This window comes from Arthrobacter sp. V1I7 (genome assembly GCF_030817015.1).
Lineage (GTDB): Bacteria > Actinomycetota > Actinomycetes > Actinomycetales > Micrococcaceae > Arthrobacter.
In genome coordinates this window covers 3,098,756-3,112,734 of record NZ_JAUSYS010000001.1, presented here as the reverse complement: position 1 = coordinate 3,112,734, position 13,979 = coordinate 3,098,756, and the positions used below count along the sequence as shown (strand labels likewise).

The 13,979-nt window shown below is 67.7% G+C and carries 12 protein-coding genes and 2 riboswitches; of the genes, 8 read left to right on the top strand and 4 right to left on the bottom strand.

The genetic code is table 11. From position 1 onward, the window contains the following. Positions 1–9 precede the first annotated feature (9 nt). Positions 10–915, bottom strand: a complete 906-nt coding sequence (locus tag QFZ69_RS14355; protein WP_306919120.1) for a LysR family transcriptional regulator — start codon at positions 913–915, stop codon at positions 10–12. A 160-nt stretch (positions 916–1,075) separates the two neighbouring features. On the opposite strand from QFZ69_RS14355, the gene tdh reads away from it, so the two are divergent. The 4 genes from tdh (at position 1,076) to hutI (ending at position 5,839) form a co-directional block, all read left to right on the top strand. Then, positions 1,076–2,122: an L-threonine 3-dehydrogenase gene (gene tdh, locus QFZ69_RS14350; RefSeq protein ID WP_306919119.1), complete on the top strand. Its 1,047-nt coding sequence runs from the start codon at positions 1,076–1,078 to the stop codon at positions 2,120–2,122. Positions 2,123–2,203: 81 nt separating this feature from the next. Continuing rightward, complete coding sequence (locus tag QFZ69_RS14345) at positions 2,204–3,412, top strand: glycine C-acetyltransferase (protein ID WP_306919117.1); 1,209 nt, start codon at positions 2,204–2,206, stop codon at positions 3,410–3,412. A gap of 79 nt (positions 3,413–3,491) precedes the next feature. Then, positions 3,492–4,619, top strand: coding sequence for an FAD-binding oxidoreductase (locus QFZ69_RS14340; RefSeq protein ID WP_306919115.1), 1,128 nt, complete (start codon positions 3,492–3,494; stop codon positions 4,617–4,619). Between the two features lie 11 nt (positions 4,620–4,630). Then, on the top strand, positions 4,631–5,839 hold the full coding sequence (hutI, locus tag QFZ69_RS14335; RefSeq protein WP_306919113.1) for an imidazolonepropionase: 1,209 nt from the start codon (positions 4,631–4,633) through the stop codon (positions 5,837–5,839). Between the two features lie 36 nt (positions 5,840–5,875). Here the strand turns inward: hutI and QFZ69_RS14330 are convergent, their stop codons facing one another. Continuing rightward, positions 5,876–6,556, bottom strand: a complete 681-nt coding sequence (locus QFZ69_RS14330) for a histidine phosphatase family protein (protein WP_306919111.1) — start codon at positions 6,554–6,556, stop codon at positions 5,876–5,878. Between the two features lie 88 nt (positions 6,557–6,644). Between QFZ69_RS14330 and QFZ69_RS14325 the strand changes: the two genes are divergently transcribed. Continuing rightward, a complete protein-coding gene (locus tag QFZ69_RS14325) occupies positions 6,645–7,436 on the top strand; it encodes a CPBP family intramembrane glutamic endopeptidase (RefSeq protein ID WP_306919110.1) in 792 nt (263 codons plus the stop codon). Positions 7,437–7,521: 85 nt separating this feature from the next. Here the strand turns inward: QFZ69_RS14325 and QFZ69_RS14320 are convergent, their stop codons facing one another. Further along, positions 7,522–8,160: a VOC family protein gene (locus QFZ69_RS14320; RefSeq protein ID WP_306919108.1), complete on the bottom strand. Its 639-nt coding sequence runs from the start codon at positions 8,158–8,160 to the stop codon at positions 7,522–7,524. A 204-nt stretch (positions 8,161–8,364) separates the two neighbouring features. Next, positions 8,365–8,480, top strand: a riboswitch (SAM riboswitch). 62 nt (positions 8,481–8,542) lie between these two features. On the opposite strand from QFZ69_RS14320, the gene QFZ69_RS14315 reads away from it, so the two are divergent. From QFZ69_RS14315 to QFZ69_RS14305, 3 genes are all read left to right on the top strand, one after another. Next, positions 8,543–9,859 carry a bifunctional o-acetylhomoserine/o-acetylserine sulfhydrylase gene (locus QFZ69_RS14315; protein ID WP_306919106.1) on the top strand — a complete coding sequence of 439 codons (1,317 nt, stop codon included), beginning with the start codon at positions 8,543–8,545 and terminating at the stop codon, positions 9,857–9,859. A gap of 113 nt (positions 9,860–9,972) precedes the next feature. Beyond that, a riboswitch (SAM riboswitch) is annotated at positions 9,973–10,088 on the top strand. Between the two features lie 10 nt (positions 10,089–10,098). Beyond that, on the top strand, positions 10,099–11,277 hold the full coding sequence (locus tag QFZ69_RS14310) for a homoserine O-acetyltransferase (protein ID WP_306919104.1): 1,179 nt from the start codon (positions 10,099–10,101) through the stop codon (positions 11,275–11,277). Positions 11,278–11,477: 200 nt separating this feature from the next. Next, positions 11,478–12,857 carry an MFS transporter gene (locus tag QFZ69_RS14305; RefSeq protein ID WP_306919102.1) on the top strand — a complete coding sequence of 460 codons (1,380 nt, stop codon included), beginning with the start codon at positions 11,478–11,480 and terminating at the stop codon, positions 12,855–12,857. A 156-nt stretch (positions 12,858–13,013) separates the two neighbouring features. Here the strand turns inward: QFZ69_RS14305 and QFZ69_RS14300 are convergent, their stop codons facing one another. Beyond that, the gene (locus QFZ69_RS14300) at positions 13,014–13,913 is read right to left on the bottom strand and encodes a LysR family transcriptional regulator (RefSeq protein ID WP_306919699.1); all 900 of its coding nucleotides are present in this window, start codon (positions 13,911–13,913) and stop codon (positions 13,014–13,016) included. Positions 13,914–13,979 lie beyond the last annotated feature (66 nt).

Genomic DNA, 13,979 nt, shown 5'->3' with positions numbered 1-13,979 from the left:
CCCGCTGGGTTAGCTCACCAAATCGGTCATGATGGTCTGCAGTGCTTCGCAGACCATCATGACCGATCTGCGTTTAAGGTTCTCCGGCCGGGCCAGGATGTCGATCCGCCGCCGGGTGCTGATGCCCTCGAGCGGGCGCAGCACGATCTCCGGGTTCAGCACCGGCCGCGCGGTATGCCGCGGCAGCAGGCCGATCACATTCCCCGTCGCCACCAGCATGGCCACCGTGGAGTAGTCGTTGATCCGGTGGACGATGTTCAGTTCCCGGCTGGAGACGGCGGCGACGGCGGAGAGCACGTCCGCGGGGGAGTAGCCCGCGTGGCTGGTCACCCAGGGTTCGCCGACGACGTCGTCCGCGGTGACCGCCCGCTGGCTGGCCAGCCGGTGTCCGGCAGGCAGTGCCACATCCAGCGGCTCATGCGCCAGCGGGATCACTGCGACGCGCTCCTCGGGCCAGCGCGGGCTGTGGTCCATCCGGTGCGCCAGGACCAGGTCGTAGCGGGCCGTCAGCGCCGGGAAGTCCTGCTGGGCCACATCCTCGTCGGAGAGCAGGATCCGCGGCTGGTCCGGGGCGGCCAGCAGCCGGGCCAGCGGCGCGAACAGCGCCTGCCCGGCACTGTGGAAACCGCTGAGGGTCACCGGAGCCACGGGGGAGCCGTGGTACGCGCCGATTGCCGTCCGGGCGTCGGCCATCGCGCTGACGACGGCGGCCCCGGCATCCGCGAGCACCTGGCCCGCCTCGGTCAGGACCAGGTTGCGGCCTTCCTTGCGGGTCAGGGGAACCTCCACGGACTTCTGCAGGGCGGCCAGCTGCTGGGACACGGCCGACGGCGTCACGAGCAGGGTTTCGGCGACGGCCTTGACGCTGCCCAAAGCCCCGAGTTCGCGGAGCATCTCCAGCTGGTGGATTTCCATGCCGCCCATTCTATTCGCAAGGTAATGCTAAATCGTCGATTGAGAAAAATTCGGTTGTGCTAATGCTTTGCAAGGGGCTCTAATAGGGTGAGTTGTCCCCCACGCCTGTCCTCGACCACCGGTCGCCGGACAGCGAGTAACAAGCACAGTTAGGAAGGCCATGAAGGCTCTCTACAAATCCGGCGCCCACGCAGGGTTCGAGCTGGTGGACCGGCCGGAGCCGGAAACCGGCCCGGGCGATGTCAAGATCCGGGTGATGACCACGGGCATCTGCGGCACGGACCTGCACATCCAGTCCTGGGACGCCTGGGCCCAGGGCATCATCAACACGCCGCTGATCGCCGGCCACGAATTCTACGGCGAGGTCGTGGAGATCGGCGAGGACGTCCTCGACGTCAAGGTCGGCGACCGCGTCTCCGGAGAAGGCCACATCGTCTGCGGCATCTGCCGCAACTGCCGCGCCGGCCGCAAGCAGATGTGCATCCACACCGTCAGCGTCGGCATCCAGCGCGACGGCGCGTTCGCCGAGTACATCGTTCTCCCGGAAACCAACGTCTGGGTCCATCAGGACCCGTCCGTGACGCCGGAACTGGGCGCCATCTTCGATCCGTTCGGCAACGCCGTCCACACCGCGCTCAGCTTCCCGCTCGTCGGCGAGGACGTGCTGATCACCGGCGCCGGGCCCATCGGGCTGATGGCGATCGCCGTCGCCCGCCATGCCGGCGCCCGCAAGATCGCCATCACCGATGTCTCCGCCCCGCGGCTGGAACTGGCCCGCAGGCTCGGCGTCGACCTCGCGATCGACGTCTCCAGGATGCGCGTCAAGGACGCCCAGCGTGAACTCGGCATGCGCGAAGGTTTCGACATCGGCATGGAAATGTCCGGACACCCTACCGCGCTGCCTGAGATGATCGACAACATGAACCACGGCGGCCGGATCGCGATGCTGGGACTGCCCACCCAGTCGATCGACATCGACTGGGGAAAAGTGGTCACGCACATGCTGACCATGAAGGGCATCTACGGCCGCGAAATGTTCGAAACCTGGTACGCCATGAGCGCCATGCTGTCCTCCAACCCGATACTGCACGCCAACATTTCCGCCGTCGTCACGGACACCCTGCCCGCCGCGGACTGGGAGAAGGGCTTCGAGATCGCCCGCGCCGGCGTGGCCGGCAAGGTCGTCCTGGACTGGACCGGTTTCTAGGCTCTCCCCTTTTTTCGAGCCGCGTTCCCACGACTTTCCGCCCCCGAACCAGGAATTCACCCCAGCTGAGGAGCACAACCCATGTATTCAGCCATCAAGGACCAGCTGCAGCACGAACTGGACGAGATCCGCAGCGCCGGCCTGTTCAAGACCGAGCGGCACATTGATTCCCCGCAGGCCAACCGCATCAAGGCCGGGCAGATCGGCGGTTCCAGCGCGGAGGTCCTGAACTTCTGCGCCAACAATTACCTGGGCCTCGCGGACCACCCGGAGATCATTGCCGCCGCCAAGGCCGCGATGGACGACCGCGGCTTCGGGATGGCCAGCGTGCGCTTCATCTGCGGCACCCAGGACCTGCACCTGGCCCTGGAGGAGCGTGTCTCGAGGTTCCTCGGCACGGAGGACACCATCCTGTTCTCCAGTTGCTTCGACGCCAACGGCGGCGTGTTCGAGTCCCTCTTCGGCCCGGAAGACGCCGTGATCTCCGACGCGCTGAACCACGCCTCCATCATCGACGGCATCCGGCTCTGCAAGGCCCAGCGTTTCCGCTACGCGAACCAGGACATGGCGGACCTGGAAGCCAAGCTGATCCAGGCCACGACGCAGGAGAACCCCGCCCGCCGCGCGATCATCGTCACGGACGGCGTCTTCTCCATGGACGGCTTCCTCGCCCCGCTCGAAGCGATCTGCGACCTCGCCGAAAAGTACGACGCCATGGTGATGGTGGACGACTCCCACGCCGTGGGCTTCATGGGCGCCACCGGGGCCGGAACGCCCGAACACGCCGGCGTCTCGGAGCGCGTGGACATCTACACCGGAACATTCGGCAAGGCCCTCGGCGGCGCGTCCGGCGGCTATGTCTCCGGCCGCCGCGAGGTTGTGGCGATGCTCCGCCAGAAGGCCCGCCCGTACCTGTTCTCCAACTCACTGGCCCCGGCCATCGTCGCGGCTACCCTGCAAGCCCTGGACCTGGTCGAAAAATCCGGGGAACTGCGCAGCAAGCTCTTTGCCAACGCCGGGCTGTTCCGGAACCGGATGGCGGCGGAAGGCTTCGAGCTGCTTCCGGGTGAACATGCGATTGTCCCGGTCATGTTCGGCGACGCGGTGATGGCCGCCAACGTCGCGGATGAGATGCTGCATCACGGAGTCTTCGTGACGGCATTCAGTTACCCCGTGGTGCCCAAGGGCGCCGCCCGGATCCGGGTGCAGCTCTCCGCCGCGCACAGCGCCGAAGACGTCGAGGCCTGCGTGCAGGCGTTTGTCCGCAGCAGGGCCGCGGTCGCGGCCTAGCCCGGGCCACCGCATAGCGGCGCCGTCGCGCCCGGGCCGGCTGCGGCGCCACAACCGGCCCGTCTGCAAGGATGGAACCATGTCAGCTCATTACGATGTCGTAATTGTCGGCGGCGGGATCGCCGGCCTGTCCCTTGCTTCCGCCCTAGCAGGAAAATGCAGCGTTGCCCTGGTCGAAGCCGAGCAGACGCTGGCCTACCACACCTCGGCGCGCTCGGCGCGGCAGCTGATCCCCAGTTACGGCCCGGCCGTGGTCCAGGAGCTCACCGTCCGCACCCTGGAACTCATCGCCGCCCGGGACGCCGGCCGGACCGAACCGGTGCTCAGCCCGCGCGGTTTCATGCTGATCGGGGACGAAGCCACGGTCCGGGCGGAAGCCAGCGGCCACATGCACCGGATCACCCATGCCGAGGCGCTGGAGCTCTGCCCGGTCCTGGTGCCGGAGTCCTTCAGCGCCGCGGGCCTGGACACTGGCTCCTTCGCCTGCAATGCCCCCATGCTGCTCGAGGACCACCGCCAGCGCGCCGAGGCCGGCGGCGTGGACATCATAACCGGAGCCAAGGTCCATTCCGCCCAGCGCCTCGGCTCAGGCTGGGAACTCGGGGCCGGGCAGGAGGGCTTCCAGGCCGCCGTCGTCGTGAATGCGGCCGGGGCCTGGGCGGACGAGCTCGCCGTCCTCAGCGGGGTCGAGAAGCTCGGCCTGCAGCCGTACCGGCGGACGGCGGCGGTCGTCGACGTCGACCGCCCGCTCCCGGCGGACTGTCCCATGGTGGCGGCCGCCGATGAGAGCTTCTACTTCCGCCGCGACGGCGAGCAGGTCCTCATCTCGCCCTCGGAGTCGGTGCCGAGCCCGCCCGAGGACGCCCAGCCGCTCCCGGGCGACGTCGAGGCCCTGATTGCCCGGCTCAACGGCATCACCACCCTGGGTATCCGCGGCGTGCGCAAGGCCTGGACCGGGTTGCGGACGGAAGCGGCCGATGGCGTCCCGGTGGTGGGGTTCGACGCCGAGGCCCCCGGATTCTTCTGGCTCGCGGGCCAGGGCGGGTACGGGTTCCAGACCTCCTCGGGCATCGCGGAACTGGCCGCCGGACTGATTCTGGCCGGCCAGGGCGCCGGCGGGGCCGCGGCCGGAACCGAAACCGCCGCGGGTCCGGCATCCCGGACAGCGGAGGCGCTGGCAGCGACGCGCTGGTCCATCCGGCATTGAAGAATGGACGCATGAGCACCCTCGTCACCAACATCGCGGAACTGATGACCCAGGACGTGGAGCACCGCGTCCTGAAAAACGCGGCCGTGGTGATCGAGGGGGAGCGCATCGCCTGGCTCGGCGCCGCCGCCGACGCACCCGCCGCCGACGAGGCCGTGGACGCCGGCGGCCGCGCCGTCCTGCCGGGCTGGGTCGATTCGCACACCCACCTGATTTTCGCCGGGGATCGCACTGCGGAGTTCGAGGCCCGGATGGCGGGCGAGAGCTACAGCGCCGGCGGCATCGCCGTCACCACCGGCGCCACCCGGAGCACCAGCGACTTCGACCTCACGCGGCTGGCGCTGGGCCGCGTGGCCGAGGCCGTCTCGCAGGGCACCACCTATCTGGAGACCAAGACCGGGTACGGCCTGGACGTGGAAAACGAGGCCCGGAGCGCCCGCATCGCGTCCTCAGTGGCGGACGAAGTGACGTACCTCGGGGCGCACCTGGTCCCTGCCGGGATGGATCCCGAGGAGTACACGGAGCTGGTGTGCGGCCCGATGCTGTCCGCGGTCCGCCCCTACGTCCGCTGGGCCGATGTCTTCTGCGAGCGGGGCGCGTTTACCGAAGACCAGTCCCGGCGGGTGCTCCGGGCGTGCCGGGATGCCGGACTGGGGTTGCGCGTCCACGGCAACCAGCTGGGCGAGGGCCCGGGCGTGCAGCTTGCCGTGGAATTCGGCGCAGCTAGCGTGGACCACGTGAACTACCTTTCCGGCGACGACGTCGGGGCCCTCGCCGGGAGCTGGGCCGGCTGGGACGCCGGTGCCGGCGCCAGGCGCGGAACGGTGGCGACGTGCCTGCCGGCCTGCGACCTCTCCACCCGGCAGCCGCTGGCTCCGGGCCGGGAACTGCTGGACGCCGGGGTGCAGCTGGCGCTGGCCTCCAATTGCAACCCCGGGACCTCCTACACGAGCTCGATGGCGTTCTGCGTCACCACCGCCGTGCTGCAGATGCGCCTCAGCGTGCACGAGGCCGTGCGCGCCGCGACCTTCGGCGGGGCGCTGGCGCTTGGCCGGGACACCGGGAACGACGCCGACGGCGAACGCGCGGTGGGGTCGATCGCCGTCGGGCACCGCGCGGACCTGCACCTGCTCAACGCGCCTTCCGCCACCCATCTGGCCTACCGGCCCGGCATCCCGCTCACCCACGCGGTCTGGCGGGCAGGCGTCCGGGCCCGCTGATCCGCCGCGCCGCCCGTGACTAGCGGCGCAGCGAGCCTAGAAGAACATCGGCGGAGCATCCAGGACGGTTTCGTCCACGCGTCGGTCCACCCATTGGCTGAAGGGCTTGTCCAGCTCATATTTGCCGCCGCCGGTCCGCAGCAGGGTGCGGACCTCGGCGTTGTCCGGGTTGTTGAGGGACTCGAAGTACTCCACGGACCAATGGAACCAGCGCATGCAGAACAGCCGCATCGTCAGCCCGTGCGTGACGAACAGGGCGTTCGGAGCGTAGTTGGGCTTGGACCAGTGCCGGTGCAGCGTTTCCATGAACGAGGAGATCCTGTCGTACACATCGGAGCCGGACTCGCCCTCCCGGAAGCGGTAGAAAAAGTGCCCGTAGGCGTTCCGGAGCTCCTTCTGGTCTTCGATGTCGCCGGCGATCTGGAAGTTCGCCCAGTCCTGCTCCCGCAGCCGCGGTTCCTCGATCACCCGTTCGGTCAGCGGCCCGAGGTCGAGTGCCTCCAGGGTCTGGTAGGCCCGAAGGTAGGGGGACACGTAGACGCAGACCCGCCGGCCGTCCAGCAGGCGCCGGACCTGTTCGCCGGCAGCCCGGGCCTGCCCGAGGCCCAGCTCGGTCAGCGGAATCCGGTAATCCGGCACCCGGTTGTAGATCGAGGTGTCGGCGTTGGCGGCGGACTGGCCGTGCCGGATCATAATGATTTTGCCGGGCGCACTCATAGCTCCCAAGCATAAGTCCGCCTGGGGCGCCGGCCGGGGAAGAGCCCGGAAGCAAGCAACTGCCAGCAACTGCAGGCAAGATAGGAACATGTTGGTTCCTTCACGCCGCCGGCTTCGGATCGAAGTCTGGATTGTCCTGGGTCTGTCGCTGGGGCAGTCGGCCGTGTACTCCGTGGTGCAGCTGCTGGACAAGATGACCAGGGCGCCGCTGGCGGAGGGGACCTCCACGCTGAACCGCCCGCAAAGCAGCCGCGAGTACTTCGACCTGACCTACCAGCTGCTGGACATCGTCTTTGCGCTGGTGCCGGTGGTCCTCGTGATCTACTTCCTCACCGAGCACCGCCTGCCCGGAAGCGGCGGCCTGTCCGGAAACAGCGGGTCCGGCGGCACAGCCTTCCGTAAGCTGGGCTTCGACTTTGCCAGGCCCGGAAAGGACCTGCTGCAGGGACTGGGCCTGGCGGCGCTGATCGGAATCCCCTCGCTGGGCCTTTACGCTGCGGGCCGGGCGCTGGGGATCACGACGACGATCATCCCGAGCGCATTGGACGCCTATTGGTGGACGGTGCCGGTGCTGATCCTTTCCGCGGTGCGGCACGGGATTGTGGAGGAAGTCATCGTGGTGGGCTACCTGCTGGACCGGCTGGGCAAGTTCGGCTGGAGCATGCCCCTGGCCATCTTCGCGAGCGCCATGCTCCGCGGCAGCTACCACCTCTACCAAGGCTTCGGCCCGTTCATCGGCAACGCGGTGATGGGCGTGGTTTTCGCCCTGGTCTACACCCGGACCCGCCGGGTGATGCCGCTCGTCATTGCCCATGCGCTGCTGGACATCGTGGCGTTCGTCGGCTTCAGCCTCTTCGGCAAGGCCATCGGCCTGGGCTGAGCCTTAAAAGAATTCGGCCGCCATCGGTGGGTGACGTCATTGGCACCCGCTGATGGCGGCCGAAGTGTCAGGGCCGTGAAGGGCCTCAGATGGTGACGGCTCCGGCAGACGTCTCGAAGGTGACGGACAGGATGCCGGGCGTGCCGTGCGGGGCCAGCCAGTTGACGGCGACATCTTCCAGCGGCTTCTCCACCGGTTCGCCCAGCCACTCCGTGACGCGGTCCGCCGAGCCGGCGATGGTCAGCGCAGTCATCTTGACGTCGCTCGGGTAGGCGTTGGACGGGTGCAGTTCCGGATCGCCCTCCCACTTGAGCATGTAGGGAACCTGGGGATCGGCGATGAGCCCCAGGATGCCGATCTGCTTCCAGACAAGCTCGCGGCCGTCGGGGAACTTCCGGTTGCCGTTGACGGCGGCGCGGCCGAGCCGGTCCTCGAACGGTGCCAGGTCGTCAACCTCGACGCACCAGCCCATCCAGCCGCCGCCAGATTCGGAGCGGGCGCGTACGGCCTGGCCGAACGGAGCCTTGTCCGAGGCGGGGTGGTTCAGGACCTCGACGACTTCGAGGTATTTGTGTCCCGCGAGGGGGATGATCATGTTGCGGGTCCCGAAGCGGGGGTGTACTCCGCCCTTCACGGCGTCGACGCCGAGGGCAGTTGCAATACGTTCGGTGGTGGCTGCCAAGCCATCTCGTTCACAGGCGTAAGAGACGTGATCCATGCGCATGCCCTCATCTTGGCACTTTGTGATGGGGCTCTCAGCTTAGGTGACCCTAAGTGAGGTGGGATGCCGTTTTGACGGTGTCGGACTGCCTGGCTGCGTGCGGCCAATCATGGCGGCCGGACGAAGACCGGACCAGGACCGGAGCGCAGACTTCATCTTCGTCACAAAGCTATCCAGGGCCCGCAAGCCGTTCCTACACTGAAGCCAGGTCATGAGTGCCAGCGGACAGCCCCGGCTCGCTGGCCGGCAACCCTCGTTTCGCGGTGGGGTGCCCCGGGTGAAGACCTGGCCGTCCGGCACCCGCCGGCCGGCAAGCGCGGCGCCTGCACCGACCCGGGCCGACGGTCTCCGGGGCGGCCTGTGCCCGGTCCTGAGGAGTATCCCGATGTCCAACGCCTGGTCCTTTGAAACCCGCCAGATCCACGCCGGCCAGCAGCCGGACAGTGCCACCGGCGCCCGTTCCCTGCCCATCTACCAGACGACGTCGTTCGTGTTTCCCAGCGCCGAAAGCGCAGCCAATCGCTTCGCGCTCGCCGAACTTGCGCCGATCTACACCCGGATCGGCAATCCCACCCAGGATGCCGTGGAGCAGCGGGTGGCGAGCCTGGAGGGCGGACTCGGGGCGCTGCTGCTCAGCTCCGGCCAGGCCGCCGAGACCTTCGCGATCCTCAACATCGCGGAAGCCGGTGACCATGTCGTCGCCAGCCCCAGCCTGTACGGCGGAACTTACAACCTGCTGGCCCATACGCTGAAGAAATTCGGGATCTCCGTGACGTTCGTGGAGGATCCGGACAATCTGGAGCAGTGGCGCGGTGCGGTCCGGCCCAACACGAAACTGTTCTTCGGCGAGGTGGTCTCCAACCCGCGCCAGGACGTCCTCGACATTGAGGGAATTTCCGCCGTGGCCCACGACGCCGGCGTGCCGCTGATCGTGGACAACACCCTCTCCACGCCCTACCTGATCCGCCCGATCGAGTGGGGTGCGGACATCGTGGTGCACTCCGCCACCAAGTACCTCGGCGGCCACGGCGCCGCGATCGCTGGCGTCATTGTCGACTCCGGCAACTTCGACTTCGGCGCCGAGCCGGAGCGGTTCCCGGGCTTCAACACCCCCGACCCGACCTACAACGGCATCGTCTACGCGCGGGACCTCGGCAAGGACGGCGCGCTCGGCGCAAACCTCTCCTACATCCTCAAGGCGCGCGTCCAGCTGCTGCGCGACCTGGGCTCCGCCGTCTCGCCGTTCAACGCCTTCCTCATCGCCCAGGGCATCGAGACCCTGAGCCTGCGCGTCGAGCGCCACGTTGCCAACGCCACCAGGGTCGCCGAATGGCTCGAAGCCCGGGCCGACGTCGAATCGGTTGCCTACGCCGGGCTGCCATCCAGCCCCTGGTATGAGCGCGGCCGCAAGTATGGGCCTAAAGGCACCGGAGCCGTGGTCTCGTTCATTCTCGCCGGGGGAGCGGAGGCCGGCCAGCGCTTCGTCGATGCCCTTGAGCTGCACTCCCACGTGGCGAACATCGGCGACGTGCGTTCGCTGGTCATCCACCCGGCCTCCACCACCCACAGCCAGCTCTCGCCCGAACAGCAGACCATCGCAGGCGTCCATCCGGGCCTGGTCCGGCTTTCCGTGGGACTGGAGCACATTGACGACATCCTCGCCGACCTCGACGCCGGCTTCCGCGCGGCCAAGGCCGGCTGATTCGCCGGTTTCCGGTGCCGCGGCCGCGCGCTGGGGCACCGGAACCAGGCCGGGAGTCACATAGCCGTCACAATCTTCGCCACAACGGCGCAACGTTTCGTAAACTCGAGGCAGGTCATGAGTGCCAGTGACAGCCCCGGCTTGCTGGCCGGCAACCCTCCTTTTGCGGCGGGGTGCCCCGGGTGAAGACCTGGCCTGCCGGTCTGCCGACGGCGGGCAAGCGCGAAGTGAGGTCCCACATGACGATTGCCGCCACCCGCACGGGTGCACCCATAAGCATCACCGCCGACACGCCGGCCAGCCGCCCAGCAGCGGTGGCAGGTCCTGGCACCGTTCCTGACGGGACGGTGCAATATCTCCGGATCGGTGACCTTGAGCTCGAGTCCGGCTCCCGGCTGCCCGATGTCACCCTCGCCTATGAAACCTGGGGAACCCTCAACGCGGACCGCTCCAACGCGGTGCTGATCGAGCATGCGCTCACCGGCGACACCCACGTCACCCGCGGTGCCAGCGAGGAGCCCGGCTGGTGGGAACAGCTCGCCGGCCCCGGAGCCCCAGTGGACACCGACCGGTACTTCGTGGTCTCCATCAACATCCTGGGCGGCTGCTACGGCTCCACCGGGCCCTCCACGACCGCTCCGGACGGAAAACCCTGGGGCTCCCGGTTCCCGCTGGTGACCCTGCGCGACACCACGGCAGCCGAAGCCCGGCTGGCGGACGCCCTCGGCATCCGGAGCTGGTACGCGGTCCTGGGCGGATCCCTCGGCGGGGCCCGCGCCCTGGAGTGGGCCGTGACCTTCCCGGAGCGGGTCCGGCGCTGCGCCGTGATTTCCATCGGAGCCAGCAGCACCGCCGAACAGATCGCTTTCGCCCAGGCCCAGACGCTCGCCATCCGCCAGGATCCCGGCTTCAACGGCGGGGACTACTACGGCGGCCCGGGACCCGAGGCGGGCCTTGCCCTGGCACGGCGCATCGCGCACATCACCTACCGCTCCGCGGCCGAGCTGGACGGACGCTTCGGCCGGAATGCCCAGGAATCAGAGGCCCCGTTGCAGGCCGGGTCGCTGTCCGGCCGGGGCCGTTACCAGGTGGAAAGCTACCTCGACCACCAGGGCAACAAACTCGTCCGGCGATTCGACGCGAACAGCTATATCGCCATCACCGAGGCCCTCATGAGCCACGACGTCAGCCGCGGCCGCGGGGCACTCGAGGAGGCCCTGGCGCCGTCCACGGCGGAGTTCCTGGTGGCAGCCGTGGACTCGGACCGGCTGTATTTCCCGGCCCAGTCCCGCGCCCTCGCGGAGGCCCTGCCCGGGACCGTGGAGGTGCAGGTGATCCAGGCACCGATCGGCCACGACGGTTTCCTGACCGAGATCGGCCAGCTCAACGGGCAGCTCCGGGAGAACTTCTTCGGCTAGGCCCTGCCCTAAAACCGCCACCGCTTCAAGCAAAACGGGCGAACTTGTGCATTTTTGCAGACGCGCTCTGCACTAATGGCCGTTGAGGCTGAGGCCGGGAGGGACCATACTCGTTGAGAATGACGCCGGGTGGTCCAAATCACAGGCGTCGTCCTCCCGCTGGTCCATAGTGTGTCGACGGAGACACCGAAGGAGTCGAAATGAGCACGCAAAACGCCGCCAGGCGCCCCGAAGAGCCCGACGTCAAGTCGTCCGGCCTGAGGAAGGTGGTGACGGCCTCCATGGCCGGCACCGTTGTTGAATGGTACGAGTTCTTCCTCTATGCCTCGGCCGCTACCCTCGTCTTCGGCAAGCTGTTCTTCCCGAATTCCGGCACCGAGCTGGACGGCATCATTGCCGCCTTCGTGACGTACGCCGTCGGCTTCGTGGCCCGCCCCATCGGCGGCATCGTCTTCGGCCACTTCGGCGACAAGTTCGGCCGCAAGCAGCTCCTCCAGCTCAGCATCATCCTGGTCGGCGTCGCTACCTTCGCCATGGGCTGCCTCCCGACGTTCCAGCAGATCGGCTACTGGGCGCCGGCCCTGCTCGTCTTCCTCCGCTTCGTCCAGGGCTTCGCCGTCGGCGGCGAATGGGGCGGCGCGGTCCTCCTCGTGGCCGAGCACAGCCCCAGCAAGTCCCGCGGCTTCTGGTCCTCCTGGCCGCAGTCCGCAGTTCCGATGGGCAACCTGCTCGCCACCGGTGTGCTTTTCGCGCTGTCCTCGCTGCTCTCTCCCGCCGAATTCCTCAGCTGGGGCTGGCGCGTGGCGTTCTGGCTCTCCGCCGTGATCGTGATCGTCGGCTACTACATCCGCACCAAGGTCCAGGACGCCCCCATCTTCCTGGAGGCCCGCAAGGAAGTTGTCGTTGAGCACAAGGGCTATGGCGTCGCCGAGGTCTTCCGCCGCTACCCGCGCGGCGTCTTCACCGCCATGGGCCTGCGCTTCGCGGAGAACATCCTCTACTACCTCGTGGTCACCTTCTCCATCACCTACCTGAAGATCATCGTCCAGACCGACACGTCCCGGATCCTGCTGCTCCTGCTGATCGCGCACTTCATCCACTTCTGCGCGGTGCCGATGGTCGGCAAGCTCTCGGACGCCTACGGCCGCAAGCCGGTCTACATGGCCGGCGCCATCCTCGGCGGCACCTGGGGCTTCTTCGCCTTCCCGATGATGGACACCAAGAACGACCTCATCATCCTGGCCGCCATCACCATCGGCCTGCTGTTCCATGCCCTCATGTACGCCGGGCAGCCGGCCATCATGGCGGAGATGTTCCCGACCCGGATGCGCTACTCCGGCGTCTCGCTCGGCTACCAGGTCACCTCGATCGTGGCCGGTTCGCTGGCTCCGATCATCGCCACCGCGCTGCTGAGCCAGTTCAAGTCCTCCGTACCGGTGGCGCTCTACCTCCTCGGCGCCTGCATGGTGACCGTCTTCGCGGTGTTCATGCTCAAGGAAACCCGCGGGATCTCGCTCCACGACGTCGACGCCGCCGATGCCCAGGGCACCGCGGACCTGCTTGCCACCGGCAAGAAATAATCGGCAAGAAATGAACGGCAAAAACAGCAGTCAGGAAGTAGCAGCCAGGAAGTAACCAGCAGCCGGTAACTTCCAACAGACGACAACAGCCCTTGTCCCCGTTCCGCGGGGACGAGGGCTGTTGTTGTCGGGTTGCGGTTTCCTCGTCGCACGGCCTCAGCCGGCGAGCACTGCCTGGCGTTCGGAAATCTCGATCCGGACCGCCTCGATCACGGCCTGCACGGGGGCGGAGCGCAGCGATTCCGAGCGTGCCACCGCCCAGATGGGAAGCTGGCGCTGGAAGTCGTCGGGCAGGACCGGCAGGAAGTCCGGGTTCCCCACCACCATGAAATTGGGCAGCAGCCCGATACCCGCGCCGCGTCGGACGGCCTCGAGCTGGGCGAAGATGCTGGTGGCCTGGAAACTGTTGCGCGGCACCGGGAGCTGGGTTGAGCGGTGGCCGAGTTCCGCAACCTGGAGCGCGGACTCCACGTAGGAGACAAAACCGTGCTGCCGGACGTCGTCGAGCGTGAGCGGCAGTCCGCGCTCCCGGGCGTACTGCGGGCTGGCGTAGAGCCGCAGAAAGTAGTTGCTCAGGAAAATGGTCTGCGCATTGGTCACGTCCAGGTTCCCTACCACCACTTCAAGGTCCACTCCGGAGCGGTTCTGGCTGACCTTACGGGTGGCGCTGAGAATCTCCACGTTGAGCAGGGGATGTTCCTGCTGCAGGCGCACGAGCGCCGGAGCGACGAAAGCGGCACCGAAACCGTCCGGCGTCGCGATCCGGACCATGCCCGCCAGCAGATCTCCGGTCCGGGCGATGGTGCTGGACAGCGCTCCCAGCGTGCCCTCGATGGCTTCCGCCGCGGCGACCGCCTGGCTGCCGAGCTCGGTCAGCTCCCAGCCGTGCGGGCTCCGCTCCAGGGTGCGCCCGCCAAGCTGCTTGTCCAGGGCGAGGATCCGGCGGGAGATGGTCGTGTGGGTGGTGCCCAGTGTCTCCGCGACCGCATTGAACCGACCCAGCCGGGCGACGGTCAGCAGGATCAGCAGGTCATCGGGGCTCGGAAGCCGCCTCAAGTCCACAAGAATTCTCCTCCGGTACATCATGTGCATCCATGCACATGCCATCTGTAGTTTTTTGCC